At 47.8% G+C, this 16,339-nt stretch carries 16 protein-coding genes; 11 read left to right on the top strand and 5 right to left on the bottom strand.

What is annotated here, in order from left to right; all coding sequences use genetic code 11:
- Nucleotides 1-71 precede the first annotated feature (71 nt).
- The 3 genes from KNP03_RS06860 to KNP03_RS06850 all read left to right on the top strand — a co-directional run bounded on the left by KNP03_RS06860 (nucleotide 72) and on the right by KNP03_RS06850 (nucleotide 2,106).
- The gene (locus KNP03_RS06860) at nucleotides 72-338 is read left to right on the top strand and encodes a UPF0223 family protein (protein WP_214827261.1); all 267 of its coding nucleotides are present in this window, start codon (nucleotides 72-74) and stop codon (nucleotides 336-338) included.
- Between the two features lie 245 nt (nucleotides 339-583).
- Nucleotides 584-772: a hypothetical protein gene (locus KNP03_RS06855; RefSeq protein ID WP_015881266.1), complete on the top strand. Its 189-nt coding sequence runs from the start codon at nucleotides 584-586 to the stop codon at nucleotides 770-772.
- Between the two features lie 80 nt (nucleotides 773-852).
- Nucleotides 853-2,106: an inositol monophosphatase family protein gene (locus tag KNP03_RS06850; protein WP_214827258.1), complete on the top strand. Its 1,254-nt coding sequence runs from the start codon at nucleotides 853-855 to the stop codon at nucleotides 2,104-2,106.
- Nucleotides 2,107-2,155: 49 nt separating this feature from the next.
- On the opposite strand, the gene KNP03_RS06845 is transcribed toward KNP03_RS06850, so the two are convergent.
- The gene (locus KNP03_RS06845; RefSeq protein WP_214827255.1) at nucleotides 2,156-2,332 is read right to left on the bottom strand and encodes a hypothetical protein; all 177 of its coding nucleotides are present in this window, start codon (nucleotides 2,330-2,332) and stop codon (nucleotides 2,156-2,158) included.
- Between the two features lie 160 nt (nucleotides 2,333-2,492).
- Here KNP03_RS06845 and typA point away from each other — a divergent pair, with 160 nt between their 5' ends.
- Nucleotides 2,493-4,337 (top strand): translational GTPase TypA, encoded by a 1,845-nt coding sequence (typA, locus tag KNP03_RS06840; RefSeq protein WP_214827252.1) that lies wholly within the window; start codon nucleotides 2,493-2,495, stop codon nucleotides 4,335-4,337.
- 85 nt (nucleotides 4,338-4,422) lie between these two features.
- On the top strand, nucleotides 4,423-4,761 hold the full coding sequence (locus KNP03_RS06835) for a YlaH-like family protein (protein ID WP_240544496.1): 339 nt from the start codon (nucleotides 4,423-4,425) through the stop codon (nucleotides 4,759-4,761).
- Nucleotides 4,762-4,808: 47 nt separating this feature from the next.
- On the opposite strand, the gene KNP03_RS06830 is transcribed toward KNP03_RS06835, so the two are convergent.
- On the bottom strand, nucleotides 4,809-5,009 hold the full coding sequence (locus KNP03_RS06830; protein WP_214827239.1) for a YlaI family protein: 201 nt from the start codon (nucleotides 5,007-5,009) through the stop codon (nucleotides 4,809-4,811).
- A gap of 114 nt (nucleotides 5,010-5,123) precedes the next feature.
- On the opposite strand from KNP03_RS06830, the gene KNP03_RS06825 reads away from it, so the two are divergent.
- Together KNP03_RS06825 and KNP03_RS06820 are read left to right on the top strand one after the other, a co-directional pair.
- On the top strand, nucleotides 5,124-5,573 hold the full coding sequence (locus tag KNP03_RS06825; protein WP_214827236.1) for a PNPOx family protein: 450 nt from the start codon (nucleotides 5,124-5,126) through the stop codon (nucleotides 5,571-5,573).
- 33 nt (nucleotides 5,574-5,606) lie between these two features.
- Nucleotides 5,607-6,923 carry a PhoH family protein gene (locus tag KNP03_RS06820; protein ID WP_214827232.1) on the top strand — a complete coding sequence of 439 codons (1,317 nt, stop codon included), beginning with the start codon at nucleotides 5,607-5,609 and terminating at the stop codon, nucleotides 6,921-6,923.
- Between the two features lie 28 nt (nucleotides 6,924-6,951).
- Here the strand turns inward: KNP03_RS06820 and KNP03_RS06815 are convergent, their stop codons facing one another.
- Together KNP03_RS06815 and KNP03_RS06810 are read right to left on the bottom strand one after the other, a co-directional pair.
- On the bottom strand, nucleotides 6,952-8,184 hold the full coding sequence (locus tag KNP03_RS06815) for a multidrug efflux MFS transporter (RefSeq protein ID WP_240544495.1): 1,233 nt from the start codon (nucleotides 8,182-8,184) through the stop codon (nucleotides 6,952-6,954).
- 77 nt (nucleotides 8,185-8,261) lie between these two features.
- Complete coding sequence (locus KNP03_RS06810; RefSeq protein WP_214827229.1) at nucleotides 8,262-8,726, bottom strand: hypothetical protein; 465 nt, start codon at nucleotides 8,724-8,726, stop codon at nucleotides 8,262-8,264.
- A 170-nt stretch (nucleotides 8,727-8,896) separates the two neighbouring features.
- Between KNP03_RS06810 and KNP03_RS06805 the strand changes: the two genes are divergently transcribed.
- The 4 genes from KNP03_RS06805 to KNP03_RS06790 all read left to right on the top strand — a co-directional run bounded on the left by KNP03_RS06805 (nucleotide 8,897) and on the right by KNP03_RS06790 (nucleotide 15,374).
- Entirely contained in the window at nucleotides 8,897-9,175 is a 279-nt protein-coding gene (locus KNP03_RS06805) for an Fpa/YlaN family protein (protein WP_214827227.1), read from the top strand.
- An 86-nt stretch (nucleotides 9,176-9,261) separates the two neighbouring features.
- A complete protein-coding gene (locus tag KNP03_RS06800; protein WP_214827225.1) occupies nucleotides 9,262-10,497 on the top strand; it encodes an FtsW/RodA/SpoVE family cell cycle protein in 1,236 nt (411 codons plus the stop codon).
- A 22-nt stretch (nucleotides 10,498-10,519) separates the two neighbouring features.
- Nucleotides 10,520-13,969 carry a pyruvate carboxylase gene (locus tag KNP03_RS06795; protein ID WP_214827223.1) on the top strand — a complete coding sequence of 1,150 codons (3,450 nt, stop codon included), beginning with the start codon at nucleotides 10,520-10,522 and terminating at the stop codon, nucleotides 13,967-13,969.
- Nucleotides 13,970-14,021: 52 nt separating this feature from the next.
- Nucleotides 14,022-15,374 (top strand): cryptochrome/photolyase family protein, encoded by a 1,353-nt coding sequence (locus tag KNP03_RS06790; RefSeq protein WP_214827221.1) that lies wholly within the window; start codon nucleotides 14,022-14,024, stop codon nucleotides 15,372-15,374.
- 33 nt (nucleotides 15,375-15,407) lie between these two features.
- On the opposite strand, the gene KNP03_RS06785 is transcribed toward KNP03_RS06790, so the two are convergent.
- Complete coding sequence (locus tag KNP03_RS06785; protein WP_214827219.1) at nucleotides 15,408-16,313, bottom strand: COX15/CtaA family protein; 906 nt, start codon at nucleotides 16,311-16,313, stop codon at nucleotides 15,408-15,410.
- Nucleotides 16,314-16,339 lie beyond the last annotated feature (26 nt).

The following is a 16,339-nucleotide window of genomic DNA, read 5'->3' as shown; positions in this document are numbered from 1 at the left end:
AACTATAGAGATTTCTTCTTCAACTTGCAATAGTTTTTTTTGTTGATACAATGGTTGTCGAGGTGAAGCATATGCAAATCAATTACCCGATCAATCCGGATTGGACGACAGAAGAGCTGATCGACGTCGTCGAATTCTATAATCAGGTCGCTCTCGCAAACGAGGGCGGTGTTGACCGCGAAGTGTTTATGGATGCCTACCGTGCATACAAACAAATCGTAACATCAAAGTCTGAAGAGAAACAATTAAATGCGGCTCACGATGAGCAGACCGGATACTCTACCTATCGTACGGTCCAAGCCGCCTTAAAATCAAACAGTAAGATTGTCAAGCTGTGAGGATGTGAAAATGTGCCTTCCATATATAATTTGGAGGCGCATTTTTGTTTTTTTCTGAATTTTTCGGGTACATATCATTAACAGTTAATTAAGGTTTACGAGGATTGAATGTGGGAATATATCCAATAAGATAAAAAATTCAAAATAGTCAGACAATTCTCTTTATTTTTTGAAATTTATCTGATATACTCGATTCAACTCATTAAACCGTAACTTGTAGCCCAACAAAAGGAGTGTGGCATCTTATGAAACAAGTGATTGAGGCATTCAAAAGAAAAGACGCAGAAAAACGGATTCCGGTGCTGCGCTTGGAGATTGACTATGAATTGGCAACACTCTTCGATGCGATGGCGTCACAAGACGATGCCACAGTTCAGGCTAGCAAGCATCGGTTAGAGAAGTACCGCCAAGAACTCTTGCGTCTCGAAGCCTGACCGACATACACACACATTCAGCCAGTATTCCGAGCGGATACTGGTTTTTGTTTGGTACAATACAGTTGAGGTGATGATCTATGTTGGAATGGTTTGCGATCGATATGATCAAACAGGCAGGGGAATTAATCCGTCGGAAAATCGACGAAAACTATGAAGTAGAACGAAAAACCGGTAAAGGGGATTTAGTCACAGAAATCGATCGAGCCGTCGAGCAACTGATCGTTCGTCGCATTCAATCGAGATTTCCGGATCACCACATCATCGGCGAGGAAGGAATGGCTCCTCAACCGGATGATTTATCCGGTACCGTCTGGTTCGTCGATCCGATTGATGGCACACTAAACTTTATCCACCAAAAGAGGATGTTTGCGATATCGGTCGCCATCATGATCGATGGGGTGATCGAGTACGGTTTTGTATACGACGTCATGGCGGATGAATTGTTCGTCGCCCGTCGTGGGCGCGGGGCGACCTTGAATGGTCGGACATTAGTTCCGATTCAAGAGCATCATGTACGAGATGCCTTCTTAAGTATGAATGCGACATGGGTGACACCGAACCACCAAATCGCTCCCGAGATATTGGCACCGATTGTCCGTGATTCGATTGGTACGCGTGCACATGGTGCGGCTTCACTTGAATTGGCATGGCTCGCGGCAGGGCGGGTGGACGGCTATATTACGATGCGAAACATGCCATGGGATTACGCGGCTGGAAAGTTACTTGTTGAAGAAGTAGGTGGGCGTGTTGTTTCATTATATGGGGAGAAGGTACGCTACGAGGGGAAAACCTCTGTACTTGCAGGTAGCGAGACGTTTGTGAAGGACGTGGTGAAGCATTACGTCATTGCCAAAGGTGCAACTCCGGAAGTGCGCCCTGATCTTCAAATCGAAAAAAACACGAACTATGACAACGTGCGCGATCTGCTCATTTTGGCGAATCCGAATGAGGCGATGGTACGTGAACAATATGCGGTCGGTGAGACCTTTGAGGCACTGCTCGGTGGAGAGCTTGTCGGGGTGTACATGCTCGTTGAGCGTGAACGGGGAAAAATGGAGTTAGTAAATATTGCTGTGAAACCGGAACGGCAAAACCAGACGATCGGTCAACGGATGTTACAAGATGCCATTCGTCGTGCAGAAACGACAGGGGCAAGCGAATTGATTGTTTGTACAGGAAATTCGAGTGTGATGCAGCTGCGATTTTATCAGCAGGCTGGCTTCCGATTTGAATCTGTGGAGCGGGATTATTTTCCGAACCACGGGTATGAGCCGATTGAAGAAGATGGGTTAGCACTTCGCGATCGAATTTGTCTGTCCCGTTCACTATAATGAAAAGGATAAACAAAGAGAGGCTCAGACAATTTGTCTGAGCCTCTCTTCATGGCTGGCGGTTGGCAAGGACACGTCGACGTAAATTAATTCCGAAGAATGTGGCAATACCGCTTAACGCGAGACTGCCGAATATGATGGCGGCGCTTCCTTCCGCGACACCGATTCCAATGCCGACGAAGCCTGCGACGACGGCAGTTGCTATAAGTACAAACATGAGTTGCATGGAGACTCCCCCTTTTTCTCTAGTCTTCTACATTGTAAGACAAATTTGCTCCAATGAAAACGTTCACAGTCAATAACGCTCGACAAAGGTACTGTGACGTGTGCTATACTCTTAAAGTTGAAGAAAAGCTGAAACTTTTAAATAAGAGAGGAATAACTACATGAACGTAAGAACAAACCTTCGGAACGTAGCCATCATCGCGCACGTTGACCACGGGAAAACAACGTTAGTTGATGAATTATTGAAACAGTCTGGTACATTCCGGACAAACGAAGCAGTCGCTGAACGTGCGATGGACTCGAACGATATCGAACGTGAACGCGGAATCACAATTCTCGCGAAAAACACGGCAATCGATTACAAAGATACACGCATTAACATCGTAGATACGCCAGGTCACGCAGACTTTGGTGGGGAAGTTGAGCGAATCATGCGTATGGTTGATGGCGTTATCCTCGTCGTCGATGCACGTGAGGGCTGTATGCCACAAACTCGCTTCGTATTGAAAAAAGCACTCGACCAAGGACTTCGTCCAATCGTCGTTGTTAACAAAATCGATAAGCCGATGGTTCGTCCACTCGACGTTGTCGATGAAGTCGTCGATCTCTTGATCGATCTTGGCGCAGATGAAGATCAACTTGAATTCCCTGTCGTCTATACTTCGGCTGTCAGCGGTTCAAGTTCGTTCGATCCTGACCCAGAAAAACAAGAAGATACAATCACACACGTACTCGATACGATTCTTGAGAACACACCGGCTCCAGTAGACAACTCAGATGAGCCGCTTCAGTTCCAAGTGACAATGCTCGACTACGACAACTATCTCGGTCGAATCGGTGTCGGTCGCGTCTTCCGTGGGGAAATCAAAGTCGGTGAGCAAGTATCACTCTGTAAGACAGACGGTACGGTGAAGCAACTCCGTGTCACGAAATTGTTCGGTTACTTCGGCCTCAAGCGCGTCGAAATCGAAGAAGCAAAAGCAGGTGACTTGATTGCTATCGCCGGGATGGAAGACATCAACGTTGGTGAGACAGTTACGCCAGTCGGTAAAGAAGAGCCACTTCCGCTCCTTCGTATCGATGAGCCAACACTTCAAATGCGCTTCATGACGAACAACTCGCCGTTCGCAGGACGTGAAGGGGACTTCGTCACTGCACGTAAGATCGAAGAGCGTTTGATGAAACAATTGGAGACAGACGTATCACTCCGCGTAGAAAACACCGATTCTCCTGACCAGTGGGTCGTATCAGGACGCGGTGAGCTTCACCTCGGTATCTTGATCGAGAACATGCGTCGTGAAGGCTACGAGCTTCAAGTGTCGAAGCCACAAGTTATCATCCGTGAAGACGAAAACGGTACGAAAGTTGAGCCGTTTGAGCGCGTGATCATCGACGTACCAGAAGAGTACACAGGTTCAGTCATGGAGTCGATCGGTCTCCGTAAAGGTGAACTTGCTAACATGAACACGAACGATAACGGTCAGACACGTATGGAATTCATCGTTCCATCACGCGGTCTCATCGGTTACCGTAACGAATTCTTGTCGGCGACACGCGGATACGGAATCTTGAACCACACGTTCGAAGAGTACCGTCCGTATATCGCAGCTGATATCGGTGGTCGTCGCAGTGGTGTTATGGTTTGTATCGAAAACGGGAAGTCAACGGCTTACTCAATCGGTGCACTTGAAGACCGTGGAACGATCTTCATCGAGCCAGGTACGGATGTATACGAAGGAATGATCATCGGTGAATGTAACCGTGACGTCGACCTTGCGATTAACGCCGTTAAAGGGAAGCAATTGACAAACATGCGTGCTTCTGCAAAAGACTCGACACAAGTCTTGAAACGTCCGCGCGTCTTCTCACTTGAAGAGTCGCTCACGTTCTTGAACGATGACGAGTACTGTGAAATCACGCCGGAGTCAATCCGTCTTCGTAAGAAAGTCTTGAATAAAAACGAACGCGAGAAAGCGGAAAAACGCCGCAAGCTCGGTAAAGAATAATTCAGAAAAGGGAACGCCGAGGCGTTCCCTTTTGTATAGAATAGTGTAGAATGGATGTGTATGAATTAAAGGGGGACTATCTGTCTTGAATGCTTCTCAAACTATAAATATCACACAAATTGATGTTCCATGGATTGCTTCAATGCTCGGCGTCGGAAGCGACGCGAACAATGTGGCGGCCGGTTTTAACGCCTTGGTCATCGTCGTTATTCTATTGACGATTCTTGTTTTTAAACTCGGTTTTGCCAAACAGCTGACATGGTGGAAATCATTGATCGTTTATTTTTTACTCTCGCTCGGTGCAGGGACGATGGCGCTTGTTTTCTTTACATGGCCAATCCCAGAAGTCTTGTCCATCATGGCAGTCGTCCTCGCGATTTATCGCGGTCGCCTCTGGTGGAACCGTCGGCAAGAGGTAGCTTGATCAAAAAAAAGGGGGGTTCACGTCTTTTCGTGAACTCCCCTTTTTGATTACCAATTTCGTTTTTGGCGGAATGACGGATATAGTTTGAACTGACCAGAAGCGATACGCTCAGCTGTCCGTTCACTGATTCTGTCATGGCACGCTTGACACATATATGTTTTAGCTGGTTTGTTGCGAAGTCGTTTTGCTTCGAACGACCATGAATCAATCGTATCGATTTTATCGCAAAGAGAGCACTTTACGCGCATAGTTTCACCATCCTCTATAGATAGAGTATAGCATGATTTCAACATAGGAAAGCAGGGAATGATATCGATAAGGGCGAATGGTTAGGTAAGCCCGCTTGATAAGGAGGGGAGTCTATGGCAAGCAAGGCGACATTTGAATTGACCACATCCCAACAACAACTTTTAAATGACATGCCGTTGACCTTTCTCGTCGGTTTTGACGATGCGAAACGGTGGCCGATTACCCATGCGATCAGCTGGATTCAAGCACTCGATTCCGTAACGCTGCGACTGGCACTGACCCGGAATTCACACTTAGTGACGATTCTGTCAGCTGAAAAAACGGCAGGACTTATTTTTATCGAGGACGGTCAAGCCTATCACATTTTACTTTCATCTGTGGCTGAATTTGAACCGGCCGTTAAACCTAACCTTCACCTCCGATTTTTTGAAGGACATATCGAAGAAGTGCGCAACATCTCTTTTTACGGAGCATCGTTTACGCAACCGGAAATAACCAAGACCTATGATCCTGAAGCAGCAGAAAAACTGGACCGTGAAGTCAAGGAAAGTTTGCATTCCTGATCACCATCCTATTTTCGAGGGGCGGCAAAGTCTATGAAAAAAACGTATGTGCTCGATACGAACGTACTTCTACATGATCCGCTTTCCTTATTCCAATTTGAAGAACATGATGTGGTAGTTCCGGCTATCGTGTTGGAAGAATTAGATGGCAAAAAGCGCAATATGGATGAAGTTGGCCGGAATGCCCGCGAGACGGCTCGTGTGCTCGATCAATTGCGAACGACCGGAAAACTACATGACGGGGTACCGCTGGAAAATGGCGGACGGCTGTTTGTGGAAATCGGTCATGAACATACTGTAGATTTCCCGTTTGACGTAATGACAAATGATAACCGGATTTTGACGGTTGCCCTTGGACTCATGAAACAACTTGAAGGGGATACCGAGCGAAAAGTCGTCGTCGTCTCAAAAGATATTCTGGTTCGTGTCAAAGCCGACGCGATTGGAATTGAGGCTGAGGATTATTTGACAGACCATATCGTCGATACGACAGACCTTTACGCCGGATACCGGGAGTTTGAAGTGGACCAGTCGATCATCGACGAGTTTTATAAAGTACGTCAACTGCCGACGTCCGCACTGACAAAACAAGCAATGTATCCGAACTCTTTCATCATTTTGAAGAGCAATGTCTCGAAAGCGAGCGCATTGGCTGTTGTTGACGCTTTGCAACCCATCGTTCGTCCGTTAGCGCTCGATGCCGAACATATTTGGGGCATTCACCCAAGAAACGTGCAACAACGGATGGCGCTTGACTTGTTGCTTCGTGATGACATCCCGTTTGTCACGCTCCTGGGTAAGGCAGGGACCGGAAAGACGTTGCTTGCACTGGCAGCGGGCCTTTCACTCGTTGAAGATGAGCATCGATATAATAAATTAGTCGTTGCCCGACCGGTCGTCCCGATGGGGAATGATATCGGCTATCTTCCTGGAGAAATGGAAGAGAAGCTGAGACCGTGGATGCAACCGATTTACGATAATCTTGAGTTTTTGTTTAACGCCAATTCGAAGGATGAACTTGGCAATATTTTAGCAGGAATGAAGTCCATTCAGCTTGAGGCGCTAACGTATATCCGTGGTCGGAGCATGCCCGACCAGTTTATCATCATCGATGAGGCGCAAAATTTGACGAAGCATGAAATCAAAACAATTCTGACCCGGGTCGGTGAGAACTCTAAAATTGTTCTCGTCGGAGACCCTTATCAAATCGACCATCCGTATTTAGATGAATATTCGAATGGTTTGACGTATGCGGTCGAGCGCTTCAAAGGACAAAACGTATTCGGTCACGTTCAACTCATCAAAGGAGAACGTTCGTCACTCGCTCGATTGGCTGCCGATCTACTATAAAAAAATGACGCTGAGCAAATGCTCGGCGTCATTTTGTGTTCGGGTGAAGGACATGGACGTTTGTCCGTTCCAAAAATGCGTTTGAAACCATAATCAATCCGGTCACGATAAAGAGAGAAGAGAATCCGAAGTGGGCGACGATTTGTGAGCCGAACAACGGACCGAGAAGGTTTCCCATGAACTGTGCGGACTGATTGTAAGAAAAAATCCTACCTGTGGCTGTAGACGGCGTGTTCTGGCGCAACAGCGATTGGACAGATGGCATGAGCGCCGCTGTCGCAAAGCCGATGCCGAAGCGTAAGAATACGAGCTGCGTCGTTGATGTGACGAACGCTTGCGGAATCAAAAAGGCACTGTAAATTAAAAGCGCCCAAAACAAGATGCGTTCTGCACCGTAACGGTCGGATAGTCTGCCGAGACGCTGGGCTGATAAGAGTGCGGCTAAACCCGGGGCGGAGGCGACGATGCCGGCCATGAATGCGAGCGATGACGCATAAGGGTTTAGTTCGCGGACATAGAGCGTCAATAATGGACCGATCGACTGGGTCGAGAATTGAATCAGGAAAGTCGTTGCGAACAATCCGATAATGAGTTGCGGGTGTTTCAGTGAAGTGAAGATAGTTCGCATCGAAGCGAGTTCTTCCCGTTTGACCGGTACAAAGTCTTCCTTAATAAAGATCAGGGTGATAATAAAGGTGAGGAAGAGCGCACTTCCTGTAAAGAGAAAAACGGATCGAAGCCCAATCCAGTCTGCGAGCAGTCCGCCAATCAAGGGACCGAGTAGACCGCCTGTTATTCCGCCGGTCGAGAGTGTCCCGAGCGCCCAGCCACTTTTCTCTTTTGGAGTTTGTGATGCAACAAGTGTGATGCCTGCGGAGATGAATCCTGAAACGGCACCCATCAGAAGGCGTAAACCAACGAGCTGGTATACATTTTCGACAAAACTGATTAATACCATGACAATCGACATCCCGAGACTTGCCCGAATCAGCATTAATTTTCTCCCTTTACGGTCGGCGAGGCGTCCCCATAGCGGGGAGACGATCGCGGCCACAAGAAACGTTGCGCCAAAAGCGACTGCTGACCACGTGACCACATGATCGGGGTCGCTTACGCCCAAGTCCTCAATGAACAGAGGGAGAAACGGTAACACGAGGCTCATCGATGCAGCGGTTAAAAAGCTGCCGAGCCAAACAATCCATAAATTCTTTTTCCATAACGGTATCGTAAGCGTCACGACCTTTCTATATTGTCTATTCATAAGTAGTGTCAACATGCTATATGTTACACTTTGTGAAGTAAAATGTCCAAAAAAAGAGAAGGGGAGACCCCTTCTCTTCATTGTGAAAGTACGGTGATGTGATTGACGTTTCGAATGACTTGGTGGTCGTACAACACATAGACCGGACCGTCGCTCAATACCTTTCCATTTTGAGAAAACTGAAGGTACACGGTTGATGCCTCATCCAGCGGGAGCGTCAACACCGTGTCCCCGTAAAACCGGACGTGCGTCGCATGCTCTTCGGGCTCCGTATTTTGGAGAAACGGTGCGAGCGGCATCGCGAACGAATCGCGTAATGCAGCGTCTTTGTCCGCCCGGCTCATCGGCTTATTGTGATCAATTTTTGATCCTTGGGCTAAACCTTCGTCCCATGCTTTCCCCATTTTCGCATAGTATGCCTCACTGTCGTTCTCTACGGTCTTGTCCAACTCCTCGACATTTCGCTTGCGCTCGTCAAAAATCCATACGGTCGGATCGATTGTCAATGGATGACGAACCGCCCCATCCAGTGGAAAAATCATATAAGCTCCCCCTTTATAACCAATACATTTTTCATTATAGCGTTCTTTTTTGTAAAATGGAAAAGAGAGAAACTCGTCTTGAGAGTAGACTGTACATTGAATTATGATGAAATATAATGTACAGTTGATATATGACAAACAGTCTGTCATCGTACGGAGGAGGGGTCGTAGTGGCAACAAATTTGGCCGCAATCCAACGGGAGCAGGCGCTTCAGTTACTTGAAGCGGATGCTGAGAAAATCCGTTGCCTGATTGAAGTGCAGTTAGAAAACCTGAAAATGCCGAAATGCCCTCTTTATGAAGAGGTGCTTGATACACATATGTTTGGACTTTCGCGCCAAATTGATTTTGCTGTCCGCCTTGGACTTATTTCTGATATTGAAGGTAAGGGACTGCTCGATTCATTGGAACAAAAGCTATCTGCACTTGCGGATGCTTCAGAACTATGAACCTTATACTCAAACTGTGCAAGTGGCGCTGTTTGAGTATTTTTTTATAAAGGTTGTCGGATTGTATTACATAAGGAAGTGAATATATGAAAGCTCGGTTTCGGTATTTTGATTTTTCACTGTTCATTGCGGTGCTCATGCTCGTAGGGCTCAGCTCCATTATGATTTATAGTGCGAGTGTTTGGAATCGCGGTGATTACGCGAACAGCGGTTTGTTTTATCGACAGCTGATCTATGCGGGAATTGGGATTGTCGTCTATTTCATCGCGACGATGTTCCGCTATGAAAACTTTAGAAAACCAAATATCCTGTACAGCCTCTATTTTGTCTCGGTCGTGCTCTTGTTCGTCACGTGGGCGATGCGACCGCTCAACGGGGCGCGGGCTTGGCTGATTATCGGGTCGTTTACGATTCAGCCAATCGAGATTGCGAAGTTTGTTCTCGTCTTGCTGCTCGCCAATTATTATCACCGGTTGTGGAATGGTGAGTTGAAAGGATTGCCGGGTCGACTTGCGCGGGCGGCGATTACGAAAAAAGGAATTCGGCCTCAAATTGGAGCATTCTTCTTAATTCCGGTCATTTATTTCTTTTTCCCGTACGCAATCGCAATCAACGGGCAGCCGGATATGGGAGGACTGTTCGTCCTCGGCTCGATCATGTTTCTCATGTGGCTCGCCGTCGGGGCACCGCTCCGTATCATCATTCCTTCCGTGCTCGCAGGGATTGGGATCGTCTATTTGATGTTCACAACAATCTTCACGGAAAACCAGCGGAGCCGGATTGAGGTCGTATTCAATCCGTTTATGGATCCTGAAAACTATGGCCACCAATTACTCATGTCAATCATCTCGATTGTGCACGGAGGGTTGACCGGTGTCGGGCTCGGGAACAGCTTTCAAAAGTATGGGTATTTGCCAGAACCTGAGACTGACTACATCATGTCAATCATTGCTGAGGAGTTAGGGTTCTTCGGTGTCATGGCAGTTTTGGCGCTACTCTTCTTCATCGCCTTCCGGGCTGTCAATATCGCCAATCACAGCGATAGTCATTTCGCGATGTTCGTCGCGTTCGGCATCGCCGCGCAAATCATTGTCCAGACTGGGATCAACATTGGTGCCATGTCCGGCTGGTTCCCAGGTACCGGCGTCACGCTTCCGCTAGTCAGTTACGGGGGGACATCGCTGATCATGACCATGGGCATATTAGGAGTGTTAAGTAGTATCTCGATGCGAAATCGTCATCGGGAAGCAACCAGACGGGCTGAAATACGTGAAACGTCTGAACAAAATGTTCAACGTTCTTCGCTACATGTTGTAAGGTAAGGGGCTTTATACAATTTCAATAATGGGGGGATTTCATTTGAAACCAATTAAGAAGTTACTTGTAGCAAACCGTGGGGAAATTGCGATTCGTGTATTCCGAGCTGCTTCCGAGCTAGGGATGCGTACCGTAGCAGTCTATTCACAAGAGGATAGTGGCTCATTACACCGTTTTAAAGCGGATGAGGCCTATTTGGTCGGACTGGATCAAAAGCCGATTGATGCGTATCTGGATATTGAAGACGTGATTCGAATCGCAAAAGAGTCAGGGAGTGACGCAATCCACCCTGGCTACGGTTTCTTATCTGAGAACATTGAGCTCGCTCGTCGTTGTCGTGAAGAAGGGATTGTGTTTGTCGGTCCTCATGAGTCTCATCTACATGCGTTCGGGGATAAAGTGCGCGCGCGCCAAAGTGCGATTGCGGCAGGTCTTCCTGTAATCCCGGGTTCGGACGGTCCGTTGACGTCGTATGAAGATGCAGAAGCATTTGCGAACGAGCACGGTTTCCCGCTCATGGTCAAAGCGGCGATGGGTGGCGGTGGCCGCGGGATGCGTGTCATCCGTACGGAAGCGGAGATGAGAGATTTAATCGAGCGCGCCAAATCGGAAGCGAAGCAGGCGTTCGGTTCGGACGAAGTGTACATAGAAAAACTGGTCGAACGGCCAAAACATATCGAAGTTCAAATTTTAGGGGATGAACATGGAAACATCGTTCATTTGTTTGAACGAGATTGTTCGGTACAGCGTCGCCACCAAAAAGTGGTCGAGGTGGCCCCGTGCGTCACGTTGACCGAAGCGTCACGTCAAGCAATCTGTGATGCGGCAGTCCAACTTATGCGACACGTCGGCTATGTGAATGCAGGGACGGTCGAGTTCCTCGTCACGGAAGATGAATCGTTCTACTTCATCGAAGTCAACCCGCGTATTCAAGTCGAGCACACGATCACCGAGATGGTGACCGGGTTTGACATCGTTCAAACCCAGCTCATGATTGCGCAAGGTGAGTCCTTGCACGGGGAAATGATTCAGATGCCGAAACAGGAAGAGATCAAATTGTTAGGCTATGCGATTCAGTCTCGTGTCACTTCTGAGGATCCGGGAAATAACTTTATGCCGGACACAGGGAAGATTATGGCGTATCGTTCACCGGGTGGCTTCGGGGTGCGCCTTGACGGGGGGAACGCCTATGTCGGAGCTGAGATTTCGCCTTATTACGATTCCCTTCTTGTAAAATTGTCTACACACGGGATGACGTTTGAACAGGCGGCCTCAAAAATGGTCCGTAACTTGAACGAGTTCCGGATTCGTGGAATCAAGACGAACATCCCGTTCTTGATCAATGTGATGAAACATCAAAACTTTATTAGTGGGGATTACAATACGTCGTTCATCGATGAGACGCCAGAACTGTTCGTCTTCCCGAAACGAAAAGACCGGGGCACGAAGCTTCTGAACTATATCGGAGATGTGACCGTAAACGGATTCCCGGGTGTCGGGTTGAAAGATAAACCGATCAGTCGTTCGGTTCGGATTCCGCACAATTTGCCGAAAGAAGCAAAACCGGGCACGAAACAAATCTTGACGGAACTTGGTCCGGAAGGATTAGCGGACTGGATTAAACGTCAACCTGAACTGTTATTGACGGACACGACGATGCGAGACGCGCATCAATCCCTCTTGGCGACACGTATGCGTACGCAAGACATCATCAATATCGCTGAGCCGACAAGTAAGCTCATGCCGGAGTTGTTCTCGGTCGAGGCGTGGGGCGGTGCGACGTTTGACGTAGCCTACCGTTTCTTATCGGAAGACCCGTGGGCTCGTCTCATGAAACTTCGTGAGAAGATGCCGAACGTCTTGATTCAGATGCTATTACGCGGTGCGAATGCGGTCGGTTACAAAAACTACGCCGACAATGTGATTGAGAAGTTCGTACATGAGGCAGCTTATGCCGGTGTCGACGTATTCCGTATTTTCGATAGCTTGAACAACTTGGAGTCCATCCAGCTCGCGATTGATGCAACATTGCCAACAGGGAAAGTTGCGGAGGCTGCTATTTGCTATACGGGTGACCTATATGACGGCAATCGTCCGAAGTATCACTTGCCATACTATGTCGACCTCGCGAAAAAACTTGAGGCGAGTGGAGCTCATATTTTAGCAATCAAAGACATGGCAGGTCTCCTGAAACCTGAATCTGCCTATGCTCTCGTCTCTGCGTTAAAAGATGCTGTCGACTTGCCGATCCATTTGCATACGCATGATGCTTCAGGGAATGGGATTTTCACCTATGCCCGTGCGACTGACGCTGGGGTGGACATCGTTGACGTCGCGGCGAGCTCGATGTCAGGTATGACGTCGCAACCGTCCGGAGGAAGTTTGGTTTACGCTCTCAATCATCATGAACGTCAACCGAAAATTGATGCGAAGCAATATGAAGTCATCAGTGATTACTGGCAAGATGTACGTCATAACTATGAACCGTTTGAGAGCGATATGCGTGCACCACATCCATCGGTATATGAGCACGAAATGCCAGGTGGACAGTATTCAAACCTTCAACAGCAAGCGAAAGCGGTCGGTCTTGGCGACCGTTGGGGTGAAGTGAAAGCAATGTATGCCCGTGTGAACATGCTGTTTGGCGATATCGTGAAAGTGACGCCTTCTTCGAAGGTTGTCGGAGACATGGCGCTCTTCATGGTACAGCACAATCTGACAGAAGAAGACGTGATGACTCGTGGTCATCAGCTCGACTTCCCGGATTCTGTCGTTGAAATGATGCGTGGTGAACTCGGGACGCCTCCAGGAGGATTCCCGGAAGACGTACAAAAAGTGATTCTAAAAGGGGAAGAACCGTTAAACGTTCGCCCTGGTAAATTGATCAAACCATATGACTTTGAAGCAGCGCGGACCGAATTGTTCGAGAGATGGGAACGCCCGGTCACAGACTTTGAATTGCTCGCGCATGCGTTATATCCAAAAGTCTACGAAGATTATGTCAAACATACGAAGACGTACGGGGATGTCTCCGTTCTCGACACGTTGACATTCTTCTACGGATTAAATGTTGGAGAGACGATTCAAGTTGAAATTGAGACTGGGAAGACCTTGATTATCAAACTCGTTCAGGTCAGCGCACCGAACGATGAAGGTGTCCGTCTCGTATCATACGAAATGAACGGAGTGCCGCGTGAAATCGAAATTAAGGATGCGAACATCAAGTCTGCGACGACGAGTCGTCCGAAGGTTGATCGCTCGAATCCGAAGCAAGTCGGTGCATCGATGCCAGGTTCGGTATTGAAAGTGTTGGTCGAGCCGGGAAGTCGTATTCACCGTGGGGAGCAGTTGCTCGTCACAGAAGCGATGAAGATGGAAACGACCGTTCAAGCAGCGCAAGACGGTGAAATCAAAGCGATTCATATCAAAGAAGGCGACACAATACAAAGTGACGACTTGTTGATTGAGTTTGTATAATGAGAAGAAGCATAGTTCGCTATGCTTCTTTTTTTAGATGGGAGAGGGGAACATGAAACGAGTTTGTTGGTTTCGATCAGACTTTCGGTTAACGGACAATCATATGCTGCACCGTGTGCTGACAGACGTTGAGGACGGAGATGAGATCGAGTTCGTATTTTGGCTCAATCCGAAATACTGTGAACCGTTTGATACACGACATGATTACTTCTTTTCGACAATGCGAGTCTTCATGGACGACTTGAACTCGAAAAAATTGGGGTTACGTGTGATTGTTACTGAAACGAGCGAACAATTTGTTGAAGAATTAGGTGAGGTCGATGCGCTGTACTTCAATGCTGAATATGTAGAACCATTTAAGCAGCGGGACGATGCGGTCATCAAATCGCTTGGGGAGCAGGTGAAAGTCGTTCGCTTACTCGACCGGCACTTGTTTCATCCGGATGCATTTTCCACAAAAGACGGGAACCCCTACAAAGTATATACACCGTTCAAAAAAGCAGCATATAGCGAATCTCCTCCGAAGCCGTACCATGTTGACGTCGATCAATTGAAACGCTTTGTCGGATTGTCATCTGACATCCCGAAAGAGCTCAAAGAACAGTTTGAACGCTGTGAGCGGGACTGGAAAGCGCTCGGCGAGACGGAGGCGAAAAAACGACTGACCCGTTTTGTGAATGAGCGGCTGACGAATTATGCAGATGACCGGGACATTCCGAGTATTGCCGGTACGAGTCGACTGTCTCCCTATCTGAGGACAGGTGTACTTTCCATTCGCACCGTGGTGGAACAAGTCCTCGCTGCGCCGAAATCCAAAGGGCGGGATATGTACTTTGATGAACTGCTTTGGCGTGAATTCTATTATATGGTCATGGCGAAATTTCCAGGATTGAAAGAGGAACCGTTTAACGAAAAGTATAAGCGGCTTGTGTGGGAAGACGATGAAGCACATTTTGAAAGATGGTGTAAAGGCGAAACAGGTTATCCGCTCGTCGATGCGGCGATGCGTCAACTGAATGAGACCGGCTGGATGCATAATCGACTCAGAATGGTCGTCGCCTCCTTTTTGACGAAACATTTGTTGCTGGACTGGCGTAAAGGAGAACGGTTTTTTGAGCAGAAACTGATCGATTACGAGGCGGCGTCAAATATTGGAGGATGGCAATGGGCGGCATCGGTCGGGACGGACGCGGTCCCTTACTTCCGCATATTCAACCCGGTAACACAATCGGAGCGATTCGACCCGGAGGGGACGTTCATCCGTCGATACGTTCATGAATTATCCCATGTCACAGGGAAAGACATTCACTTTCCGAAAAAAGAGGATCGCCAAGACTACATCGATCCAATCGTTGATCACAAAGAGGCAAGGGAAAGAGCGTTATCACGTTTTAAGGATTTATAGACACAAAAAAAGCGCAGGAGCGCTTTTTTTGATTCAACCGTTCACTTGATCAAGTGAGGAGGTCGAGTGTTGGTTTGAAGTTCGGTATGCGTGATAAGCCAAATATGAAATGATTCCGAAATAGCAAGTAATCAGGAAAGCATGCAGTAGCGGAACATATGTGGCGTGACCACCAAGGACAATCCATGCCCCGGTACCGACTTGGAGCGAAATGAAGAATAAAGAGGCGAACATGCCCCGTTCAATTAATCGATTCGCTTCAGTACGGGCCAAATAGAGTACGTATAACGTATACATCACGAGGAGTCCCGCCATCACGCGATGCCCCATTTGGACATATGACTCGAACGTCCAGATGTTCTGGCTACAAACCGGCCAACCGACGCAAGCGTACGTGGCTCCGAGATGGCGTACATACGCCCCGGTGTAGACGACAATCATCGTATAAAGGGTCAATCCATAAAGATGACGTTTTAATTGGCCTGAAACGGATTGGTGCGTTCGCTCTCCTTCGAACAACAAAATCGTCAAGATGAGTAGAGAAGCGAAGGACACTAGCGAGATACCGAAATGGAGGGCCAAGATAGCATCAGATTGTTGCCAAATGACGGCACCGGCTCCAATGATCGATTGGATGAGCATGAAGATAAATGCGAGAAACGCAAAAATTTTCACGTCGACGCGATGTTTCACCGCGATAAACGTCCAAATCGTCAAAGCGATGATTAACAATCCTTCAACACCAGAGACGACACGGTGGCTATATTCAATCATTGTTTCGACACTTGGGTTCGTCGGAATCAACTTGCCATGACACAATGGCCAGTCTGTTCCGCAACCGTCACCCGAATCCGTCTTCGTCACGGTTCCACCCATGATGAGGACGAGCATCATCCCAAGGGTGACAATCCCTGAGAAGAATGCGAGTTTTTTATGCATTCGATACCACCTGCTTTTTATTCAAA

Origin of the sequence: Exiguobacterium algae (assembly GCF_018617875.1) — a bacterium.
Taxonomy (GTDB): Bacteria; Bacillota; Bacilli; order Exiguobacteriales; family Exiguobacteriaceae; genus Exiguobacterium; species Exiguobacterium algae.
The sequence above is the reverse complement of the archived record's forward strand: the minus strand, read 5'-3'. Positions and strand labels throughout refer to the sequence as shown.